This is a genomic window from Crassaminicella thermophila (assembly GCF_008152325.1).
Classification (GTDB): domain Bacteria; phylum Bacillota; class Clostridia; order Peptostreptococcales; family Thermotaleaceae; genus Crassaminicella_A; species Crassaminicella_A thermophila.
This window is the reverse complement of record NZ_CP042243.1, coordinates 2,154,342-2,174,249: the sequence shown is the minus strand read 5'-3', so window position 1 is coordinate 2,174,249 and position 19,908 is coordinate 2,154,342. Positions and strand designations below refer to the sequence as shown.

Below are 19,908 nucleotides of genomic sequence, written 5' to 3'. Positions count from 1 at the left end.
TCCAAAAGCTCTTTTTTATGTTGATTTTTTACCACTGGAGGAATTATGGAAAAAAACTTAGCTTTGAAATTAAAGCGAAAGCATTATAAAGAAAAAATTATAGGATTTGGTTTTGTAGTTTTATTAATTATTACTTTTTTTTCGTCAGTTAACTTTGGAAGAGCTGATATTGGGGCTTTTGATGTTGTAAAAATTATTTTTGGAAAAATTACTGGCAAAGAGGAAGTTTATGCTTCTATTAAGGAATCTTATTCAGCTATTGTGTGGAATATAAGGCTTCCAAGAGTACTAACAGCAATTATTGTAGGAAGTGGTCTCGCAGTTTCCGGAGCCGTATTTCAGTCTTTGCTTATGAATCCATTAGCAGATTCTTATACAATGGGGGTATCATCAGGGGCAGCATTTGGTGCTACAATAGCTATTTACATAAATATTTTCTTAGATGGTTTTAACCTTTCTATAACATTTTGTGCTTTTATAGGTGCATTTTTAACTTTAGGTATTGTAGTTGCAATTGCAAAGGTAAAAGGTATATTAAGTTCATCGAATCTAATTATTGCAGGAATTATTGTAAGTTCAATTCTTTCAGCAGGTATTAAGTTCTTAAAAAGCTTAGCAGGAGAAAATGTTTCTGCAATTATAAATTGGCTAATGGGTAGTTTATCAGCACGAAGTTGGGAACATGTTTTTATAAGCTTTCCCATTATTATATTGTGTATGATTGTCTGCATATATTTTTCAGAGGATTTAAATATTTTATGCTTAGGGGATAAAGAAGCAAAAGCATTAGGGATTGATACACAAAATTTACGAAGAATATTTTTAATTTGTGGATCATTAATTACAGCCGTATGTGTATCTGTAAGCGGGATTATAAGTTTTATAGGTCTTATTGTTCCACATATGCTTCGATTTGCCATAGGATCAGATAATCGTACTTTGATTCCCCTTACTGCATTGCTTGGAGGAGAATTATTACTGGTTGCTGACACAGCAGCAAGGACACTAATGAATATAGAAATTCCTGTAGGTGTTTTGACAACACTTTTAGGAGGTCCATTCTTTATATATATATTTATAACAAGAAATAAATCCCTGTATTGAAATAAGGGGGAGAGATATGTATACGGTAAAGAATTTATGTTTTTCATATGATGGTAAGAAAGTTTTAGACAATGTTAGTTTTTCTATTGAACAAGGAAAACTTACCACCATTATTGGACCAAATGGTTCTGGAAAGACTACCTTGCTAAATTTAATTACTGGGCAGCTTAGTAAATATAATGGAGAGATATACTTTCAAAATAAATTATTAGAAAGTTATGGTGTGAAAGAATTAAGCCAAAAAATTGCCGTTATATCTCAGAATGTAGACATTCGTTTCCCATTTACATGTATGGAAGTGGTAATGATGGGAAGAAGCCCCTTTAAAAGTCGAATGAAACAATTAAGCAAAAATGATTTGGATGTGGTTGTTAGGTGTATGGAGATGACAGAGACAATAAAATTTTCAGATACGCCTATTACAGATTTGAGTGGTGGAGAAAAACAAAGGGTAATGATGGCAAAAGCTTTAGCCCAGACACCACAAATATTGTTTTTAGATGAAGCTTTTTCAAATATGGATATTAAGTATACTATAAAATTTTTAAATCTTTTAAGAAAGATGATAAAAGAAGAGAATCTTACAGTTATATCTATTATGCATGACTTAAATTTAACAGATCTATTTAGTGATAGAATATTGGCATTAAAAGATGGAAAAGTAGTGAAATATGGAAAAACTGAACAAACTGTAACGCCACAGTTAATAAAAGATTTATTTGGTGTACATATAAGAAAAAATGAAGAAAAGGGATTAGTAATTCTTCCGACTATTTAATTATGTTTATAATGACTTTAACATGATTGTTAAAGTTTATATATAAAAAAATGTAAGGGGTGGAATGATGAAAAAACTTATTAAGGGTTTAAGTTTTATGCTAGCACTTATGCTAGTAGTAGGAAGTTTTGCTGGATGTGCAAAAAAAGAGACAACAGCAGATCCAGTGCAAGAAAAAAAACAAGAGGCTAATGAAGAAGTGAAAAAGGCAATATTAGTTACAAGCTTTGGAACAAGTTATGCAGATACAAGAAAAGTTACAATCGATGCAGTTGAGGAAAAAATAGCAAAAGCTTTTCCAGATTATGAAGTAAGAAGAGCATTTACTTCTGAAATTATCATCAAAAAATTAAAAGAAAGAGATAATATTCACGTAGATACAGTGGATGAAGCAATGAATAAATTAAAGGAAGAAGGATATAAAGAAGTAATTGTTCAGCCGTTACATATTATTCCTGGTGCTGAATATAGTGACATTAAAGAAGAGCTTAGAAAATATAATGATGGAACGTTTGGAAAATTCGTATTAGGAAGACCGATTTTAACATATCAAAAAGATTATGAGAAAGCTGTAGAAGCATTGAAATTACAACTTCCAGAACTAAAAGAAGGACAAGCAGTTGTACTAATGGGACATGGAACACATCACCCAGCGAATGCAAGCTATGCTGACTTACAAAGTGTATTAGATGAGCATAATTTAAATGTTTATGTTGGAACAGTAGAAGGATATCCAGAAATTACTGATGTTATTAAGAAGTTAAAGGCTAAAAACATCAAAGAAGTAACATTAATGCCATATATGGTAGTTGCAGGAGACCATGCGCAGAATGATATGGCAGGAGATGAAGATGATTCATGGAAGACAATCCTTAAAAAGGAAGGATTTACTGTAAATACATATCTTCATGGTTTAGGAGAAAATGCAGGATATCAAGATATTTATGTAGAACATGTTAAAGATGCTATTGATGGAAATGGAGAAGAAATACCAATGCCAGTTGCTAGTGAAGAAAAAGGAAATTGGCAGGAAGGTAAAAAAGGAATGCTTGTAGTAAGCTTTGGAACAAGTTATGCAGATACGAGAAAAGTTACAATTGATGCGGTTGAAGAAAAAATAGCAAAAGCTTTTCCAGATTATGAAGTAAGAAGAGCATTCACTTCTAAAATTATTATTAAAAAGTTAAAAGAAAGAGATAATATTTTTGTAGATACACCTGAAGAAGCTTTAAGTAAAATGAAAGAAGAAGGTTTTGAAGAGGTTATTGTTCAGCCGCTTCATGTAATTGCTGGTGCTGAATACGATGAAGTATTAAATGTGGTAGAAAAATATAAAGAAAAAGCATTCAAGAAAATTGTTGTTGGAAAACCAATTTTATATAGTCCACATGATTACAAAATGGCAGTAGAAGCTTTAAAAGAGCAATTACCTAAATTAGGTAAAGATCAAGCAGTTGTATTAATGGGACATGGAACACATCATCCAGCAAACGCAAGTTATCCATGTTTACAAAGTGCTATTGATGATGAAGGGTTAAATGTATTTGTAGGAACGGTAGAAGGATATCCAGAAATTAATGATGTAATTAAAAAGTTAAAAGCTAAAAATATAAAAGAAGTGACCTTAATGCCATATATGGTAGTTGCAGGTGACCATGCACAAAATGATATGGCAGGAGATGAAGATGATTCATGGAAGTCAATCCTTAAAAAGGAAGGGTTTACTGTAAATACATATCTTCATGGTTTAGGAGAAAATACAAAATATCAAGAGATTTATTTAGCACATGCAAAGGCTGCTATTGAAGGAGAAGAATAAATATGTATTCAACAAGTAAATGGGGATGTCCTATTTACTTGTTGTTTTATGTATTGAAGCTTGTCAAAATTTACATGTGGTGATGGAGGGAAAAATGAAAAAAAAATTATTTGTCATTTTATTAAGTATTTTGATTTTGCTTATAGGTTGTTCTGATCAAGAAGTAAAAGTATCTAAAGAAACTGAGCCTACAGCAAATATACAGTTTGAAGATGATTTAGGGAATATGATTAAGATGGATGCGCCAGCTAAAAAAATAATTTCTTTATATTCAGCACATACAGAAAATTTATTTTCTTTAGGATTGGATGAAGAAATCATTGGTGTTGGAAAAAGCGATGCTTATCCTGCAATGGTAACGACGAAGGAAAGATTTGATTACCGTTCTGACCCGGAAAAGGTTATTGCAGTAGATCCTGATTTAGTATTGATTCGTCCATTTATTAAAAAGAGCAGACCAGAATTTGTAGAAGCATTAGAAAATGCAGGGATTAATGTAGTATGTTTGTATCCAGATAGATTTGAAGAATTTCCTGAATATATAAAAAAATTAGGATTGCTTACGGGAAAAGAAGAAAAGGCAGAAGAACTTCTTAAGAAGTTTGAAGAGGATTTAAAAGACTTAGAAGAAATGACAAAAAATATTGAACCAAAAGTAAATGTTTTCTTTGAATCTACTGAGACAGAATATCGTACAGTAACTACTGATTCAATGGCAGCAAGAGCGATTAAACTTGCAGGGGGAAACAATATTGCAAGTGATGCAAAGCCAATTCGTGAAGGAACTAGTATAGCTTCCTATGGAGAGGAAAGAATATTAGAAAAAGCAGATAAAATAGATGTATATGTTTCTCAAAGAGGAGCTATGAATGCTGGTGGAAATATTCATTCCATTTCTATACGTCCTGGATTTGATACAATAAAAGCTGTAAAAGAAGGAAGAGTATATACAATTAATGAAAAATTAGTTTCTAGTCCTACCTTTAGATTTTCTAAAGGAGTAAAGGAACTTGCCCGTATGTTTTATCCTAATATAATGGATAATTTGGATGAATTTAAAAAAGATAAAGAATTAACAAGAAGTCAGCTAGCAAAAATGTCTGTAATGTTTAAACACAAAGGAATCTTTGCACCTACATCAAGGTATTATAGGAAAGAACATCGAGGACATGTATATGGAACCTTTAAAGATGTTACAATAGATAATAAAAACTTTGATTATATTGAAACAGCTGTTTTATCAAGTTATGTAGAATCAGAAAAAAATAATTTTTATCCAGATAATAAAGTTACAAGAGAAGAACTTGCAAAGACACTTTATATGCTGACAGATTTAAAGGATAAAGAAGGAACTCCTTTAATAAAAGATATAGATAAAGTTAAAAATGCTAGAATTGTTGAAATAGTTGTAGAAAACGGATTAATGCAATTAGAAGAAGAAAACTTTAATCCTGATAAAATTGTAACGGAAAAAGAAGCGGTAGAAAGTATGGAAAAGATAAAAAACTTAAAATAAAAAATTAAAAGCTTCCATAAACGTTTTAGGAGTGTTTATGGAAGTTCTGTTTTAAAATACTAATTCAAGCCTTAATAACCGTTCTTTTAACTTGTTTATAATTCTTTTTTCTTCTTTATAGTTATTTGCTTCAAAGGTAACGGAAAATCTAACATAAGGTTCTGGACTATTCCATGGTACTGTACAGATAAATGCTTTATTAAGTAAATATAGGGAAAAATCATCTGCATTTTTAAATATAATTCCTGATTTTGTTCCCTTTGGAACAGGAACATAGCAGTAAAAAGTAGCTTTTGGTTTTTCTACATCGAATCCAACTTCTTTTAAAGCTTCAATTAATAAATCAAATCTTCTTGAATATCTTATGCAATTTTTCTGTGTAATCTCAGGATGATTCAATGCATAAATTCCTGATTTTTGAATGGCCCGAAACTGACCTGAGTCTGTATTGGCCTTAAGAATTCCATATATATTTATTGCTTCGGAATTTCCTGCAATAAATGCAAGTCTCCAGCCAGTCATATTAAAAGCTTTAGATAAAGAATGTATTTCAACTCCTACTTCTTTTGCTCCATCAATTGATAGAAAACTTAAAGGTTTTACTCCATCAAAAGTTATAGCTGCATAGGTAGAATCAGCAACAACAATGATATTATTTTTATGAGCAAACTCAATGATTCTTTTATAAAAATCTTGTGTTGCAATTTGCCCTGTTGGATTATTAGGATAATTTATATATATAAGCTTTGATCTATACAATATGATGTTTGGAATATTTGAAAAATCGGGATAAAAATGATTTGCTCTTTTTAAAGGAAGCCCATAAACGACTCCACCTAGATATTTTGTATAGGTAGATATAATTGGATAACTTGGCAATGTGGTAAGGGTAATGTCGCCTGGATTTATGAAACATAATGGCATCATTGCTAAAATTGACTTTGCACCAATGCCATGCAAAATTTCTTTATAAGGATCAATATGATCTACGCCATAAACTTCTTTTAAATATTTAGCAGCGGCTTCTTGAAATTCTTTAATACCATTATCTGCATACAATCTATTTTCAGGTTTTTTAGCTTCTCTTGCAAGAATTTTTACAATATTTGAATCAGCAGGTAAATCAGGTTCCCCTATTCCCATATCGATTAATTCACAATCTGGATATCTTTTTTTTATATTTTCTTTTGCTTCTTTTATTTTCATAAACTTATAGTCTGGTTTGGCAATATCAAAACTTTTATCTCTAAACCTATCAGCGATTATATCTTTAATAAAGGTCATATTTTTTACTCCCTTCAAGTAGATATTTAGATTTTTTCATAAGATATTTTATTCTGAATAAAAATAAAGTGTTAATGAATGAAGTTTGTAAATAAAATAATGATTGTATTTTGGGGAAGGATATTTATATACGTTTAGTGAAAAAATGCAGGCAAAATATGCTATACTGTAATCGTAGCTATTTTAACATAAGAAAGTATGGAGATGATATATATGAAATTGTGTTCTGTTTGTAAAAAAAATATGGCAATTGTATTTACATCAATCATTGAAAAAGGAAAAACTGAAATTAAGGGATTATGTATAGAATGTGCAAAAAAAATGGGAATTCCTGTTATAGACCAATTGATGAAGCAAGCAGGGATGAATGAGGAAGATATTGAAAATTTAACGGAACAAATGAAAGATATGTTCCAAGATATGGACATGGAAGATTTAGATGATGATAACAATATGTTTATGAATCTGTTTAATAGTTCATTTCCATCAATGAAAGATGTAGATGATGAAGATTTTGAAATTAAGGATAAAAAAGATTTTTCTCAAGAAAAAGGAAAGCAAGACATGAAAGAAAAAAAGAAAAAAGCTAAAAAGAAGAAAAAGTATTTAGAAATGTATGGAATAAACTTAACAGAAAAGGCAAAAAACAATGAAGTAGATAAGATAATTGGAAGACATAGAGAAATAGACAGAGTGGTACAAATTCTTAATAGAAGAACAAAAAACAATCCTATATTAATCGGAGAGCCAGGGGTTGGAAAGACAGCTATTGCAGAAGGGTTAGCTGTACGAATTGTTGAAAGAGAAGTTCCAGCTAAATTATTTAATTCAGAGATTTATCTTCTTGACTTGACTGCTGTTGTAGCAGGAACACAATTTAGAGGACAGTTTGAAGGCCGTATGAAATCTATTATAAAAGAAGCTACAGAATGTGGAAATGTTATTCTAGTAATTGATGAAGTCCATAATATTATGGGAGCAGGTGAAGTTCATGGAGGAGTTATGAATGCTGCGAATATTTTAAAGCCTGCTCTTGCTCGAGGAGAAATACAGGTTATTGGAGCAACGACTCTTGAAGAATATAGAAAGCATATTGAGAAAGATTCTGCCTTAGAAAGAAGATTTCAACCAGTACTTGTTGAAGAACCAACCATAGAGGAAACAATAGAAATTTTAAAAGGGATAAAAAACTATTATGAAGATTATCACAAAGTGAAAATATCTGATGAAGTGATTGAGGCAGCAGCAAACCTATCTGAAAGATATATTACCGATAGATTTCTGCCTGATAAAGCAATTGATGTAATTGATGAAGCTGGTTCTAGAGCAAATTTAAAAAATCAAGGACTTGTAGAATTAGAAGCGTTAAAAGAAGAACTAAAAAAGATTAAAGAAGAGAAAGAAGCAGCTGCAGTGCATAATGATTTTGAAAAAGCTGCACAATATAAAATGCAAGAATTTAAAATTGAAGAAAAGATAAATGAAATAGAGAAAAAATCGAGTCATGTACAGATTACTGTTGAAGATATTGCTTATGTGATTGAATCTTGGACTAAAATTCCTGTTCAAAAGATTGCAGAAGAAGAAGCTAAGAAGCTTTTGAATTTAGAAGAAAGACTTCATAAGCGTGTGATAGGTCAGCATGAAGCTATAGTGAGTTTAGCAAGAACTATAAGACGTAATCGTTCTGGATTTAGAAAAAAGAAAAAACCTGCTTCATTCATTTTTGTAGGGCCTACTGGAGTAGGAAAAACGGAGCTGGTAAAGACATTGGCTTATGAACTTTTCGGTAGTGAAGATGCTATGATTCGTATGGATATGTCCGAGTATATGGAAAAACATACAGTTTCTAAGTTGATTGGAGCACCTCCAGGATATGTTGGATATGATCAGGGAGGGCAGCTTACTGAAAAGGTAAGAAGAAAACCTTACTCTGTGATCCTTTTAGATGAAATTGAAAAAGCTCATCCAGACGTATTTAATATGTTGCTTCAAATTCTTGAAGATGGTAGATTAACCGATAACCAAGGAAGAACAACTTTCTTTGAAAATACAGTTATTATTATGACATCTAATATAGGAACAAATGGAAAATCAAAGGGAATTGGTTTTGAAAATGATGGATATACTGCTTTAGAAAATCGTGTAAAGGATGCATTAAAAGAAACATTTAGGCCTGAATTTTTAAATAGAATCGATGAAACTATAGTATTTACCTATCTATCTAAAGAAGAGCTTCGGCAAATAGTTGATTTAATGCTTAAGGAAGTAATGGATGAAGCTAAAGAAAAAAATATAAGTATAGAAGTTTCAGAAGAAGTAAAAGATTTTATATTAGAAAAAGGATATGATGAAAAGTATGGGGCAAGGCCTTTAAGAAGGACTATCCAAAAATACATTGAAGATGAGATTGCTGAGCAGTACCTTAAAAATAAATTTAGAGAAGGGTCTCATATAAAGATAGTCTTAAAAGATGGGAAAATTATACTACAATAGAAAAAAGAGTATCAGAAAACAATTCTGATACTCTTTTTCTATTATAAAATTATTTAGAATTGTATATATACTATTGACAAACTTGTATATACAAGATAAAATAAAAACATCGAAACTTGTATATACAAGAACACAAAGAAAACGTTTTTAAATAGAATTTTATAGGAGGTTTTGTCCATGAGTAAATTTTCTAATGAAGTACAGCAATTATTAGCATATATTGGTGGAAAAGAAAACATTGCTGCTGTATCACATTGTGCAACTCGTATGCGATTTGTATTAAATGATCATGAGAAAGCAGATGTTGAAAAAATTCAAGGAATAAAATGTGTAAAAGGAACGTTCACACAGGCTGGACAATTTCAAGTAATAATAGGAAATGAAGTATCTGTATTCTATAATGAGTTTGTAAAAGAAGCAGGGGTGGAAGGTGTAAACAAAGATAAAGCGAAGCAAACTGCAAGACAAAATATGAACTTACTGCAAAGACTAATTTCTCATTTAGGAGAAGTTTTTGCACCATTGATTCCAGCTATAGTAGTTGGAGGATTGATTTTAGGTTTTCGTAATATTATTGGAGATATTAAATTATTAGAGGAAGGTACAAAGTCTTTAACAGAAGTTTCGCAATTTTGGGCTGGAGTTCACCACTTTTTATGGTTAATTGGTGAAGCAATTTTCTTTTTTCTACCAGTAGGGATTACATGGTCTATTTCTAAGAAAATGGGTGCAACCCAAATACTAGGGATTGTACTAGGGATTACATTAGTATCACCTCAGCTATTAAATGCTTATGCAGTAGCAGGTGGTGCAGAGGCTCCAGTTTGGGATTTTGGATTTATACAAATTAAAATGATTGGTTATCAAGCACAAGTTATTCCAGCAATGCTTGCAGGATTTGTATTTGCTAATTTAGAACTTCAACTGCGTAAAATTGTTCCAGGATATATTTCAATGATTGTTGTTCCTTTTCTTTCATTAGTACCAACTGTATTATTAGCTCATGTTGTATTAGGGCCATTAGGATGGACAATTGGTTCGTATATTTCAAGTATCGTATATGCAGGATTAACATCAGCATTTGGATGGTTATTTGCAGCAGTGTTTGGATTTGTTTATGCACCGTTAGTAATAACAGGTCTACATCATATGACAAATGCTATAGATTTGCAATTAATGAGTGAATTTGGCGGAACGAATCTTTGGCCAATGATTGCATTATCTAATATTGCTCAAGGTTCTTCCGTATTAGCAATGATTTATTTAAATAGAGAAGATGAAGAAGAAAAACAAGTATCTATTCCAGCAGCAATTTCATGTTACTTAGGAGTAACTGAACCAGCTATGTTTGGAATCAACTTAAAATATGTGTTTCCATTCTTAGCTGCTATGATTGGTTCAGCAATTGCAGCTATACTATCAGTAGGCACAGGGGTTATGGCTAATTCAATTGGAGTTGGAGGATTACCAGGTATTTTATCAATTCAACCACAGCATATGTTAACTTTTGCTGGTTCAATGATTATTGCTATTGTTGTTCCATTTGTATTAACGATTTTCTTTGCAAAAAAGAAAATTTTAGGAAAGAAGTAAATATATAAAAATTTGTTTATAGATAAATAAGAGAGGGATATTCATTCCTCCCTTTTATTTTGTAAAGGAGTGGTTGTGTGAAAGATTTTAAAAAGAGTGTAGTTTATCAAATATATCCAAAATCATTTAATGATTCTAATGGAGATGGTTTTGGGGACTTAAAAGGTATTACGAAAAAGTTAGATTATTTAAAAACATTAGGTGTGGATTATATCTGGTTAACGCCTTTTTATATATCTCCGCAAAAGGACAATGGCTATGATGTTGCAGATTATTACAATATTGATCCACGTTTTGGAACTATGGAGGATTTTGAAGAGTTGGTGAAAGAGGCTAATAAACGTGATATATATATTATGTTAGATATGGTATTTAATCATACATCTACAGAGCATGAATGGTTTAAAAAAGCTATGAATGGGGATGAAAAATATAAAAACTATTATATATTCAAGAAAGCTAAAGATGGAAAAGCACCAACAAATTGGATTTCAAAATTTGGAGGATCAGCTTGGGAATATGTAAAAGAATTTGATGAATATTATCTACATTTATTTGATGTAACTCAAGCTGATTTAAATTGGGAAAATGAAGAAGTAAGAAAAGAGATTTTTAAAATTGTAGATTTTTGGATAAAAAAAGGGGTAAAAGGATTACGTTTAGATGTTATAAATTTAATTTCAAAGCCAGACCAATATGAAGATGATAATGAAGGGGATGGTCGAAAATTTTATACAGATGGACCTCGTATTCATAGGTATTTAAAAGAGTTAAATAGAGAAACATTTGGTAAATATGAAGATATTATTACAGTTGGAGAAATGTCGTCAACAACTATTGATAACTGTATTAAGTATTCAAATCCAGAAGAAAAAGAGTTGTCAATGGTATTTAATTTTCATCATTTAAAGGTGGATTATAAAAATGGAGATAAGTGGACTTTGATGGATTTTGATTTTAAGCAGTTAAAAGAAATTTTTTCCAAATGGCAAGTAGAAATGCATAAAGGAGGCGGTTGGAATGCATTATTTTGGTGTAATCATGACCAACCAAGGATTGTAAGTAGATTTGGAGATGATGGGATTTATCATAAAGAATCAGCTAAAATGCTTGCTACTACAATCCATATGATGCAGGGAACTCCGTATATTTATCAGGGTGAAGAAATAGGAATGATGGACCCTAAATTTGATAGTATTCATGAGTATAAAGATGTGGAAAGCTTGAATATATATAAAATAAAGAAAAGTATGGGAATGGCTGAAAAGGAAATAATGAATATTATTAAGAGAAAATCAAGAGATAATTCTCGTACACCTATGCAATGGAATTGTAATGAAAATGCTGGATTTACAAAAGGAGTACCTTGGATTAATGTAGCATCAAATTATGAAGAAATTAATGTAGAAATGGCACTTAAAGATAGAAATTCTATTTTTTATCATTATCAAAAATTAATAAAGCTAAGAAAAACATTTGATATTATTGTGTATGGAAATTATAAACTTATATTAGACGATCATAAAGATATTTTTGCTTATATAAGAAATTACAAAAATGAAAAGCTGTTGGTAATAAATAATTTTTATGGTAAAACAACTAGATTTGAATTGCCTGATCAATTAGATTTTGATGACTATAAAAGCAAAATACTTATTTCTAATTATAATGATTCTCCAAAGGAATTTAAAAATATTTTATTAAGACCTTATGAGTCTATTGTTTATCACCTTGAAAAATAATTCCCAAAAAGGTAAAATGATTCAGGTGATGTATGATGAATAGTAAATATTTGAATATCTATAATGAGATAGCTAGTAAAATAGAAAATGGGGAAATAAAGCCTAATGAAAAGCTTTCGTCAGAAAATGAATTGGTAAAAGAATATGATACCTCTAGGGAGACAATAAGAAAAGCGTTGAATTTATTGGCACAAAATGGATATATTCAAAAGATAAGAGGAAAAGGATCTTTTGTTTTAGATATTAATAAATTTGATTTTCCTGTTTCAGGCTTGATTAGTTTTAAGGAATTAGCTGAAAAAATAGGTAAAAAATCAAAAACTATACTGCACGCATTAGAAATAATAAAACCAGATAAATTTTTGATGAATCAATTGAATATATCACAAAATGAAGATGTGTGGAAAGTTATAAGGGTACGAGAAATAGGAAATGAAAAAATTATTTTGGATAAAGATTTTTTCAATAAAAAATTAGTTCCTACATTAACAAGGCAAGTTTGTGAAGATTCTATATACGAATATATTGAAAATAAATTAGAGCTTAAAATTAGCTTTGCTAAAAAGGTAATTACTGTGGAAGTACCTACTGAAGAAGATAGAAAATATTTAGATTTAGATGAGTATAGTATGATTGTAGTTGTAAAAAATTATGTTTATTTAGATGATGCAAGTTTGTTTCAATATACAGAGTCTAGACATAGGCCAGATAAATTCAGATTTGTAGATTTTGCAAGGAGAAGATAGTATAGATAGTTATGAAAAAAATAGCAATATAAAAAATTAACAAAACTGTTGACAATTTTATAAAAAAATAATATCATTATTAACATGATGCTTATAACTTAATAATTTCCGTTTACGATTCAATAATAGAGGTGCAGTATTTAAGAGTACAATGGTGGAGTTAAGCAGCTGTGAAGCTATTGGAAAGGAAATATTGCCGAAATATACAACTGATTGCTTTAAGGTTGTATGTTGGGTCTGTACAGAATATGTGCAGAACTGTCACAAAGTATTACTTTGTGGAGAGCTATTGTCTGAATTAGGAAGCATGCTATGAGTAGCCTATCTATGCGTACTATTTCTTTGTTTGAATTAGTATGCAGGATATCAGTAGCTTTTTCTATGCCTTCTAGTCCTTAAGCAATAGTTTAAGGGCTTTTTTGATTTTAAAAATCTTTTAATGAATAGTTCTTAAAATATGAAATAATTGACGTAAATGGAAATACAATAGGAGGAGGAAAAAATGAGAAGAAAGGTATTTATTTTTAGTTTATTATGTATCATGCTTATGACAGGAACAGCTTTTGCTGTAGATCCTAATGTTGCACAGGCAAATGCAGACAAATTTGGTTTTTGGACGTTGACACCACCATTTGTAGCAATTCTATTGGCCTTTGCTACGAAAAATGTTGTTTTATCTTTATTTATTGGAGTATTTTCAGGAACATTTTTATTGGCATTAAATGATTATAGCTTCATTGGAGCAACTGTTCATGGTTTTTTAAATATTATTGATTATGTTTTAAGTTCATTAGCAGATAGCTGGAATGCAGGTATTATTCTTCAATGTTTAACTATAGGAGGACTTATTGCTTTAATTTCAAAAATGGGTGGAGCAAAGGCTGTTGCTGAGGCACTTTCAAAGAGGGCAAAATCACCGGTAAGTGCACAAATTGTTACTTGGTTATTAGGCTTATTCGTATTCTTTGATGATTATGCCAATTCATTAATTGTAGGACCAATTATGAGACCTGTAACAGACAAAATGAGAATTTCAAGAGAAAAGTTGGCTTTCATTATTGATGCTACAGCAGCACCTATTGCAGGTATTGCCCTTATTTCTACATGGGTAGGTTATGAAATTGGTTTGATTAAAGATGCTTATGATTCTATAGGTCAAAGTGTTAATGCTTATAGTATTTTTGTATCTACAATCCCATATAGATTTTATAATATTTTGATTTTGGTATTTATTGTTACTACAGCAGTAATGCTTAAAGAGTTTGGACCTATGTATAAGGCAGAAAAAAGAGCAAGAGTAACAGGGAAAGTACTTTCTGATGAAGCAAAGCCAATGATTTCTGATGAAGCTACTGATCTTGAACCTAAAGAAGGCATTAGATTAAGCATTTGGAATGCTATTGTTCCAATAGGTGTTCTTATTATTTCTGCTTTTGTAGGTTTTTACTATAATGGATATATAGCTTTATCTAACGATCCAGCTATGATGGAAATGATTCAAAAGGCACCTTTTTCTATTGAAGCAATAAGAGAAACATTCGGAGCTTCTGATGCAAGTATAGTATTATTCCAGGCTGCTTTGTTTGGGAGTATTGTTGCGTTGGCTATGGGAATTGGGCAAAAGCTATTTACCATATCAGAAGGTATAGATACATGGGTACAAGGGATGAAATCATTAGTAATTACAGGAATCATATTGCTTCTAGCTTGGTCATTATCTGGTGTTATAAAAGAACTTGGAACAGCTAAGTTTTTAGTGTCAATATTATCTGATACAATTCCAGCATTTTTACTTCCAGCTATCATTTTTATATTAGGTTCAATTATTTCTTTTGCAACAGGTACTTCTTATGGAACGATGGGTATTTTAATGCCTCTTACAATACCTTTAGCATATGCAATTTCACCGGAGCATAGCTATATTGTAATGAGTGCTGGAGCAGTATTGACAGGAGCTATTTTTGGAGATCACTGCTCACCAATATCTGATACAACTATTCTTTCTTCTATGGGAGCAGCTTGTGACCATATTGAGCATACAAAGACACAGTTATTTTATGCGTTATCTGTAGCAGCTGTATCTGTTATATTTGGTTATATTCCTGCGGGATTAGGCCTTCCTGTTTATATTGTGTTGCCAATTGCTTTAGGGTCTATTGTGGCTATTGTATACTTCTTTGGTAAGTCTGTGAAGGATGTTCAATTATAAAAACCTATAAAAAAAGAGTTTTAGATGGTAATAATCTAAAACTCTTTTTTATAGGCTTAATTTGAAGAATTATACTTCCATTTCTTAAAAACAATTGAAGCGTTATGTCCACCAAAGCCGAATGAATTAGATAAAATATAACTTAATGATATATTTCTTCCTTTATTTGGTGCATAATCAAGGTCACATATTGGATCTTTTAATTTATAGCCAATAGTAGGATGAATGTAGTTTTCTTCTAATGACTTGATACATGCGACTGCCTCTACTGCTCCAGCTGCACCTAATAAATGACCAATCATAGATTTTGTAGAACTAATTGGAATTTTATAGGCATAATCACCAAAAACGGTTTTTATTGCTTCTGTTTCTGTTTTATCATTATATGGTGTAGACGTTCCATGGGCATTGATATAGGAAATATCTTTAGGATTAATTGATGCATTTTTTAGAGCTAGCTTCATTGCTCTTGCTCCTCCTTTTCCTTTTGGTTCAGGAGAGGTTAGATGATAGGCATCACTGCTTGCACCATAACCAACAATTTCAGCGTATATTTTTGCATCTCTTTTTAATGCATGTTCAAGCTCTTCTAAAATTAAAATAGCAGCTCCTTCTCCCATGACAAACCCATTTCTTTCTTTATCAAAAGGTATAGAAGCTCTTTGTGGATTATTTTTTAATGATAAGGCATTAAGGTTTGTAAAGCCAGCTAACATTAAAGATGTTATACAGGCTTCACTACCCCCTGATATTATTATATCTGCATCATCGTATTGGATTTTTCTAAAAGCTTCACCGATTGCACTTGTTCCTGCAGCACAGGCAGTAATAACTGTATTGGATATTCCTTTTGCATTAAATTCAATAGCAATATTTCCTGTTACAATATTAGGGATTGATTTAGGAACAAATAAAGGGGATACCATGTTCATACTACCATTATGTAACTTTATAGTTTCTTCTATAATTGTTGATATGCCCCCAACACCATTCCCAATGATTACTCCTAACCGATTTTTGTCAATCTTTGCTGTATCTAATCCTGCATCTTTGTAAGCTTCTCTTGCTGCAACAATACCTATATAGGAAAAACGATCCAATCTTTTTACTTGTTTTCTATCGAAATGCTCTTTTGGATCAAAATTTTTAAGTTCTGCAGCTAATTTTACTTTTGAATTTTCTATATCAAAAGATTTTATATAATCAATACCACATAAACCATTTTTAGCGTTATTCCAAAAATCTTCTACATTATTTCCGATAGGGGTAATAGCACCTAGTCCAGTTATTACAACTCTTTTTTTCATAAAAACCTCCATTTAAGAAAGCTTACTTTCCACATGCTTTACAATATCTTCAACTGTTTCAAAATTAGCAATGTCTTCATTTTCAATTTCAATTTTGTAAGTATTTTCAAGCTCTAGGATGATTTGAGATAAATCTAAAGAATCAGCATCTAACTCGTCATAAAGATGACTTTCTAAAAGTATTTCATCTTTAGGAATTCCTAAAATGTCCATAATTGTATGTTTTACTTTTTCAAATACCATTGTGAAAACCTCCATTCGTGGAATGATTCAATACTATTATATATTATTTTTAAGTATTGTAAACATTTTTTAAAATATAGTTGACAATTAATTGTAGTTGATATACTTTATAATAAAATACTTTATAAAACAGGAGAATGATTATGAATAATCTATCAAAAAGGCTTTCTTTAATAAAAGAAAACGATTTATACCGAGACTGCAGGTATTTTTGTTCATCTCAAGCACCGAAAGTGAATATGGAAGGAAAAGAAGTTATTTTATTAGGATCAAATAATTATCTAGGTCTTTGTGATGATGCTCGATTAAAGGAAGCTGCAATAAAAGCTGTGAATAAGTATGGGGTTGGAGCAGGAGGTTCAAGACTTACAACTGGTTCTTATGATCTACATAGGAAGCTAGAAGAAAAAATAGCAACTTTTAAAGGCACGGAAAATAGTCTAGTTTTTAATACAGGATATATGGCAAATGTAGGAATTCTTTCTGCTTTATGTGATCGAAAATGGGTAATTTTTTGTGATAAATACAATCATGCAAGTATCATTGATGGATGTTTGTTAAGTGGTGCAAAACTTGTTCGATACAAACATTGTGACATGAGTGATTTGGAAAGAAAAATTCATATTTATAAGGGAAAAAATAATTTAATTGTAACAGACGGTGTATTTAGTATGGATGGAGATGTAGCACCATTAAAAGAAATTGTAAAATTAGCAAAAAGATATGAAATACTTACAATGGTTGATGATGCCCATGGTGTAGGTGTTTTAGGAGAGAGAGGTTCTGGAACAGCAGCTTATTTTGGAGTGAGTGAACATATAGATATACAAATGGGTACATTAAGTAAAGCGATAGCTTCTGTTGGTGGATATATAGCTGGGAAAAAAGAAGTTATTGACTATTTTAAAAATCTTTCAAGAAGCTTTATTTTTTCAACAGGATTACCTCCTGCAAGTATAGCTGTTTCATTAAAAGCAATTGAAATCATTGAAAAGGATAACAAGAGAAGAGAAAGACTAACCGTATTATCTAATTGGTTCAAAAAAGAATTAAAATTAATGGGATTTAATACCACAGATACTATTACGCCTATTATACCTGTGATTATAGGGGATGCAAAGAAGGCTAATAAGCTTAGTGAAAATCTTTTGGAAGAAGGAATATATATTCCAGCTATAAGACCTCCTACAGTACCTAAGGGAACAAGTAGATTAAGAATATCACTTATGGCTACGCATACGTATGAAGATTTAAGTTATGTTTTAAAAGTTATAAAAGAACAAGGAAGGAGACTTCAAATCATTGAAGGATGATGTGAAAAAATACTTAATTATATTATCAGGATGGGCAGTTGATAAGGTTGTTTGGAAACCATTTATGGATTTTTTATCAAAGGATTATGAAATAATCATTGTAAATTGGGATAATATGCAATCTTTAGATGAATTTAAACAAAAGATTATTCATTTAATTAATAAGAAGGATATGGATCAATTCTCTGTCATAGGTTGGTCACTAGGAGGATTGGTGGCGATAGATATAGCAAAAAATTTTTCTTCGAAAATAGAGAATATGATTCTTTTTAATACGACTAGTAAATTTATACAGGATGAAGGCTATCCTTTTGGATGGCATAAAAAAATTTTAGAAGGAATGATAGATAAGCTTAAGAAAAATCCTCAAAAAACTTTAAATGCATTTTATCAAAACCTTTTTACAGATGAAGAAAGAAAGGATGGATATACTAAGAAGTTTTTTGAGAGAATAAATATTTTAAATAAAAAGATAAATAAACAAAGCTTGGAATTAGGATTAGAGTATTTAAAGCAAAAAGACAATAGAGAGGTTATAAAAGATATAAATATACCTATACTGCTTATTCATGGAGATGAGGACTTTATATGTCCTGTAGAAGCTGTAGATTATATGCATAAAAATCTAAAGGAATCAAAATTGATTATACTAAATAAGACAGGACATATTCCTTTTTTTACAAAAGCAAGTACATGTTATCAGATTATAAAAGACTATAGTAAAGAGGGAAGAAAATGATTGATAAGGATAAATTAAAGAGAAGATTTAGTAGAAATGCAAAACAATATGATCAATATGCAAAAGTACAAAAAATAATGGGAGATACCCTTATTAAGAATATACAAAATCATGAAATAGATTTTAAGAACATATTAGAAATTGGCTGTGGAACAGGGTATGTAACAAGATTATTAAAAAAGAATTTTCCTAATGCTAAAATTACTGCGGTGGATATAGCACCAGGTATGATTGAACATACAAAAGCTACTATGGAATTTGATGATATTTTGTTTGTTTGTGGAGATATAGAAGAAATGATTTTAAATGAAAAATATGATTTAATCATATCAAATGCTACTTTTCAGTGGTTTAATCATCTAGATGAAACCTTAAAAAAATTAATCCAATTGTTAAATAAAAGTGGGATTTTATGTTTTTCAACCTTTGGACAAAATACATTTTGTGAGCTTCACCAGGCTTTTTATAAAGCGAAGAAGCTATTAAAAATAAATGAAGATATTTCTCCAGGGCAATCTTTCTTGTCATTAAAGGCTTTGAAAGAAATTTGCAGTGAAGCTATATGTAAAAGTAATTTGAATGATATGAAGGTTATTTGTTCAGAAGGATATGAATATGAATACTTTGATTGCTGCAAAGATTTTTTCTTTTCTATAAAAAAAATAGGTGCAAATAACAGCCAAAAAATGAGAAATAAAACAACTCCTGACTTTATTGAAAAGGTTATGAAAGTTTATGATGAGGATTATGCAGAAAATGATAAAGTAAGAGCAACTTATCATAATTTGTTTGTTTATATAAAATATTAAAAATAGCATTCATGATTGATGCCAGAGATTGAATTCTCTAGCATCTTTTTTTTATGAAGTTTATACAAAAGCGCAGAAAATCAAAATAAATTTTTAGAAAATATTGAAATATGTCTATTTATATGCTATAATCTTGCGATATATATAAAATTCAGAAAAATTGATGTGACTAGACTTAATTTTCTATAATTATCCATATTTATACAAAAA

15 protein-coding genes and 1 riboswitch are annotated in these 19,908 nt (G+C 30.5%); of the genes, 12 read left to right on the top strand and 3 right to left on the bottom strand.

Annotated features, from left to right (window positions below; translation table 11 throughout):
- Positions 1 to 45 precede the first annotated feature (45 nt).
- The 4 genes from FQB35_RS11070 to FQB35_RS11050 all read left to right on the top strand — a co-directional run bounded on the left by FQB35_RS11070 (position 46) and on the right by FQB35_RS11050 (position 5,217).
- The gene (locus FQB35_RS11070; protein WP_148809958.1) at positions 46 to 1,104 is read left to right on the top strand and encodes a FecCD family ABC transporter permease; all 1,059 of its coding nucleotides are present in this window, start codon (positions 46 to 48) and stop codon (positions 1,102 to 1,104) included.
- A 16-nt stretch (positions 1,105 to 1,120) separates the two neighbouring features.
- Positions 1,121 to 1,882: an ABC transporter ATP-binding protein gene (locus tag FQB35_RS11065; RefSeq protein WP_148809957.1), complete on the top strand. Its 762-nt coding sequence runs from the start codon at positions 1,121 to 1,123 to the stop codon at positions 1,880 to 1,882.
- Positions 1,883 to 1,949: 67 nt separating this feature from the next.
- The gene (locus FQB35_RS16565) at positions 1,950 to 3,701 is read left to right on the top strand and encodes a sirohydrochlorin cobaltochelatase (RefSeq protein ID WP_333473032.1); all 1,752 of its coding nucleotides are present in this window, start codon (positions 1,950 to 1,952) and stop codon (positions 3,699 to 3,701) included.
- Positions 3,702 to 3,795: 94 nt separating this feature from the next.
- The gene (locus tag FQB35_RS11050) at positions 3,796 to 5,217 is read left to right on the top strand and encodes an ABC transporter substrate-binding protein (RefSeq protein WP_168198325.1); all 1,422 of its coding nucleotides are present in this window, start codon (positions 3,796 to 3,798) and stop codon (positions 5,215 to 5,217) included.
- A gap of 51 nt (positions 5,218 to 5,268) precedes the next feature.
- Here the strand turns inward: FQB35_RS11050 and FQB35_RS11045 are convergent, their stop codons facing one another.
- Positions 5,269 to 6,501 (bottom strand): LL-diaminopimelate aminotransferase, encoded by a 1,233-nt coding sequence (locus FQB35_RS11045; RefSeq protein WP_148809955.1) that lies wholly within the window; start codon positions 6,499 to 6,501, stop codon positions 5,269 to 5,271.
- A 213-nt stretch (positions 6,502 to 6,714) separates the two neighbouring features.
- On the opposite strand from FQB35_RS11045, the gene FQB35_RS11040 reads away from it, so the two are divergent.
- The 5 genes from FQB35_RS11040 (at position 6,715) to FQB35_RS11020 (ending at position 15,287) form a co-directional block, all read left to right on the top strand.
- Complete coding sequence (locus FQB35_RS11040) at positions 6,715 to 8,997, top strand: ATP-dependent Clp protease ATP-binding subunit (protein WP_148809954.1); 2,283 nt, start codon at positions 6,715 to 6,717, stop codon at positions 8,995 to 8,997.
- 177 nt (positions 8,998 to 9,174) lie between these two features.
- Positions 9,175 to 10,590 (top strand): PTS system trehalose-specific EIIBC component, encoded by a 1,416-nt coding sequence (gene treP, locus FQB35_RS11035; RefSeq protein WP_148809953.1) that lies wholly within the window; start codon positions 9,175 to 9,177, stop codon positions 10,588 to 10,590.
- 77 nt (positions 10,591 to 10,667) lie between these two features.
- A complete protein-coding gene (gene treC, locus FQB35_RS11030; RefSeq protein WP_148809952.1) occupies positions 10,668 to 12,332 on the top strand; it encodes an alpha,alpha-phosphotrehalase in 1,665 nt (554 codons plus the stop codon).
- A gap of 35 nt (positions 12,333 to 12,367) precedes the next feature.
- On the top strand, positions 12,368 to 13,078 hold the full coding sequence (treR, locus tag FQB35_RS11025; protein ID WP_148809951.1) for a trehalose operon repressor: 711 nt from the start codon (positions 12,368 to 12,370) through the stop codon (positions 13,076 to 13,078).
- 118 nt (positions 13,079 to 13,196) lie between these two features.
- A riboswitch (Lysine riboswitch) is annotated at positions 13,197 to 13,375 on the top strand.
- 205 nt (positions 13,376 to 13,580) lie between these two features.
- Complete coding sequence (locus FQB35_RS11020) at positions 13,581 to 15,287, top strand: Na+/H+ antiporter NhaC family protein (RefSeq protein ID WP_148809950.1); 1,707 nt, start codon at positions 13,581 to 13,583, stop codon at positions 15,285 to 15,287.
- A 56-nt stretch (positions 15,288 to 15,343) separates the two neighbouring features.
- On the opposite strand, the gene fabF is transcribed toward FQB35_RS11020, so the two are convergent.
- The gene (gene fabF, locus FQB35_RS11015) at positions 15,344 to 16,594 is read right to left on the bottom strand and encodes a beta-ketoacyl-ACP synthase II (protein ID WP_148809949.1); all 1,251 of its coding nucleotides are present in this window, start codon (positions 16,592 to 16,594) and stop codon (positions 15,344 to 15,346) included.
- A 12-nt stretch (positions 16,595 to 16,606) separates the two neighbouring features.
- The gene (locus FQB35_RS11010) at positions 16,607 to 16,837 is read right to left on the bottom strand and encodes an acyl carrier protein (protein WP_168198324.1); all 231 of its coding nucleotides are present in this window, start codon (positions 16,835 to 16,837) and stop codon (positions 16,607 to 16,609) included.
- 143 nt (positions 16,838 to 16,980) lie between these two features.
- On the opposite strand from FQB35_RS11010, the gene bioF reads away from it, so the two are divergent.
- Genes bioF through bioC form a run of 3 tightly spaced genes read left to right on the top strand, consistent with a single transcriptional unit; the run spans position 16,981 to position 19,698 of the window.
- On the top strand, positions 16,981 to 18,150 hold the full coding sequence (gene bioF / locus FQB35_RS11005; protein WP_148809947.1) for an 8-amino-7-oxononanoate synthase: 1,170 nt from the start codon (positions 16,981 to 16,983) through the stop codon (positions 18,148 to 18,150).
- Entirely contained in the window at positions 18,140 to 18,889 is a 750-nt protein-coding gene (locus tag FQB35_RS11000) for an alpha/beta fold hydrolase (RefSeq protein ID WP_148809946.1), read from the top strand. The genes bioF and FQB35_RS11000 overlap by 11 nt, the downstream gene beginning before the upstream one ends.
- On the top strand, positions 18,886 to 19,698 hold the full coding sequence (gene bioC, locus FQB35_RS10995; protein WP_148809945.1) for a malonyl-ACP O-methyltransferase BioC: 813 nt from the start codon (positions 18,886 to 18,888) through the stop codon (positions 19,696 to 19,698). The genes FQB35_RS11000 and bioC overlap by 4 nt, the downstream gene beginning before the upstream one ends.
- Positions 19,699 to 19,908: the final 210 nt, after the last annotated feature.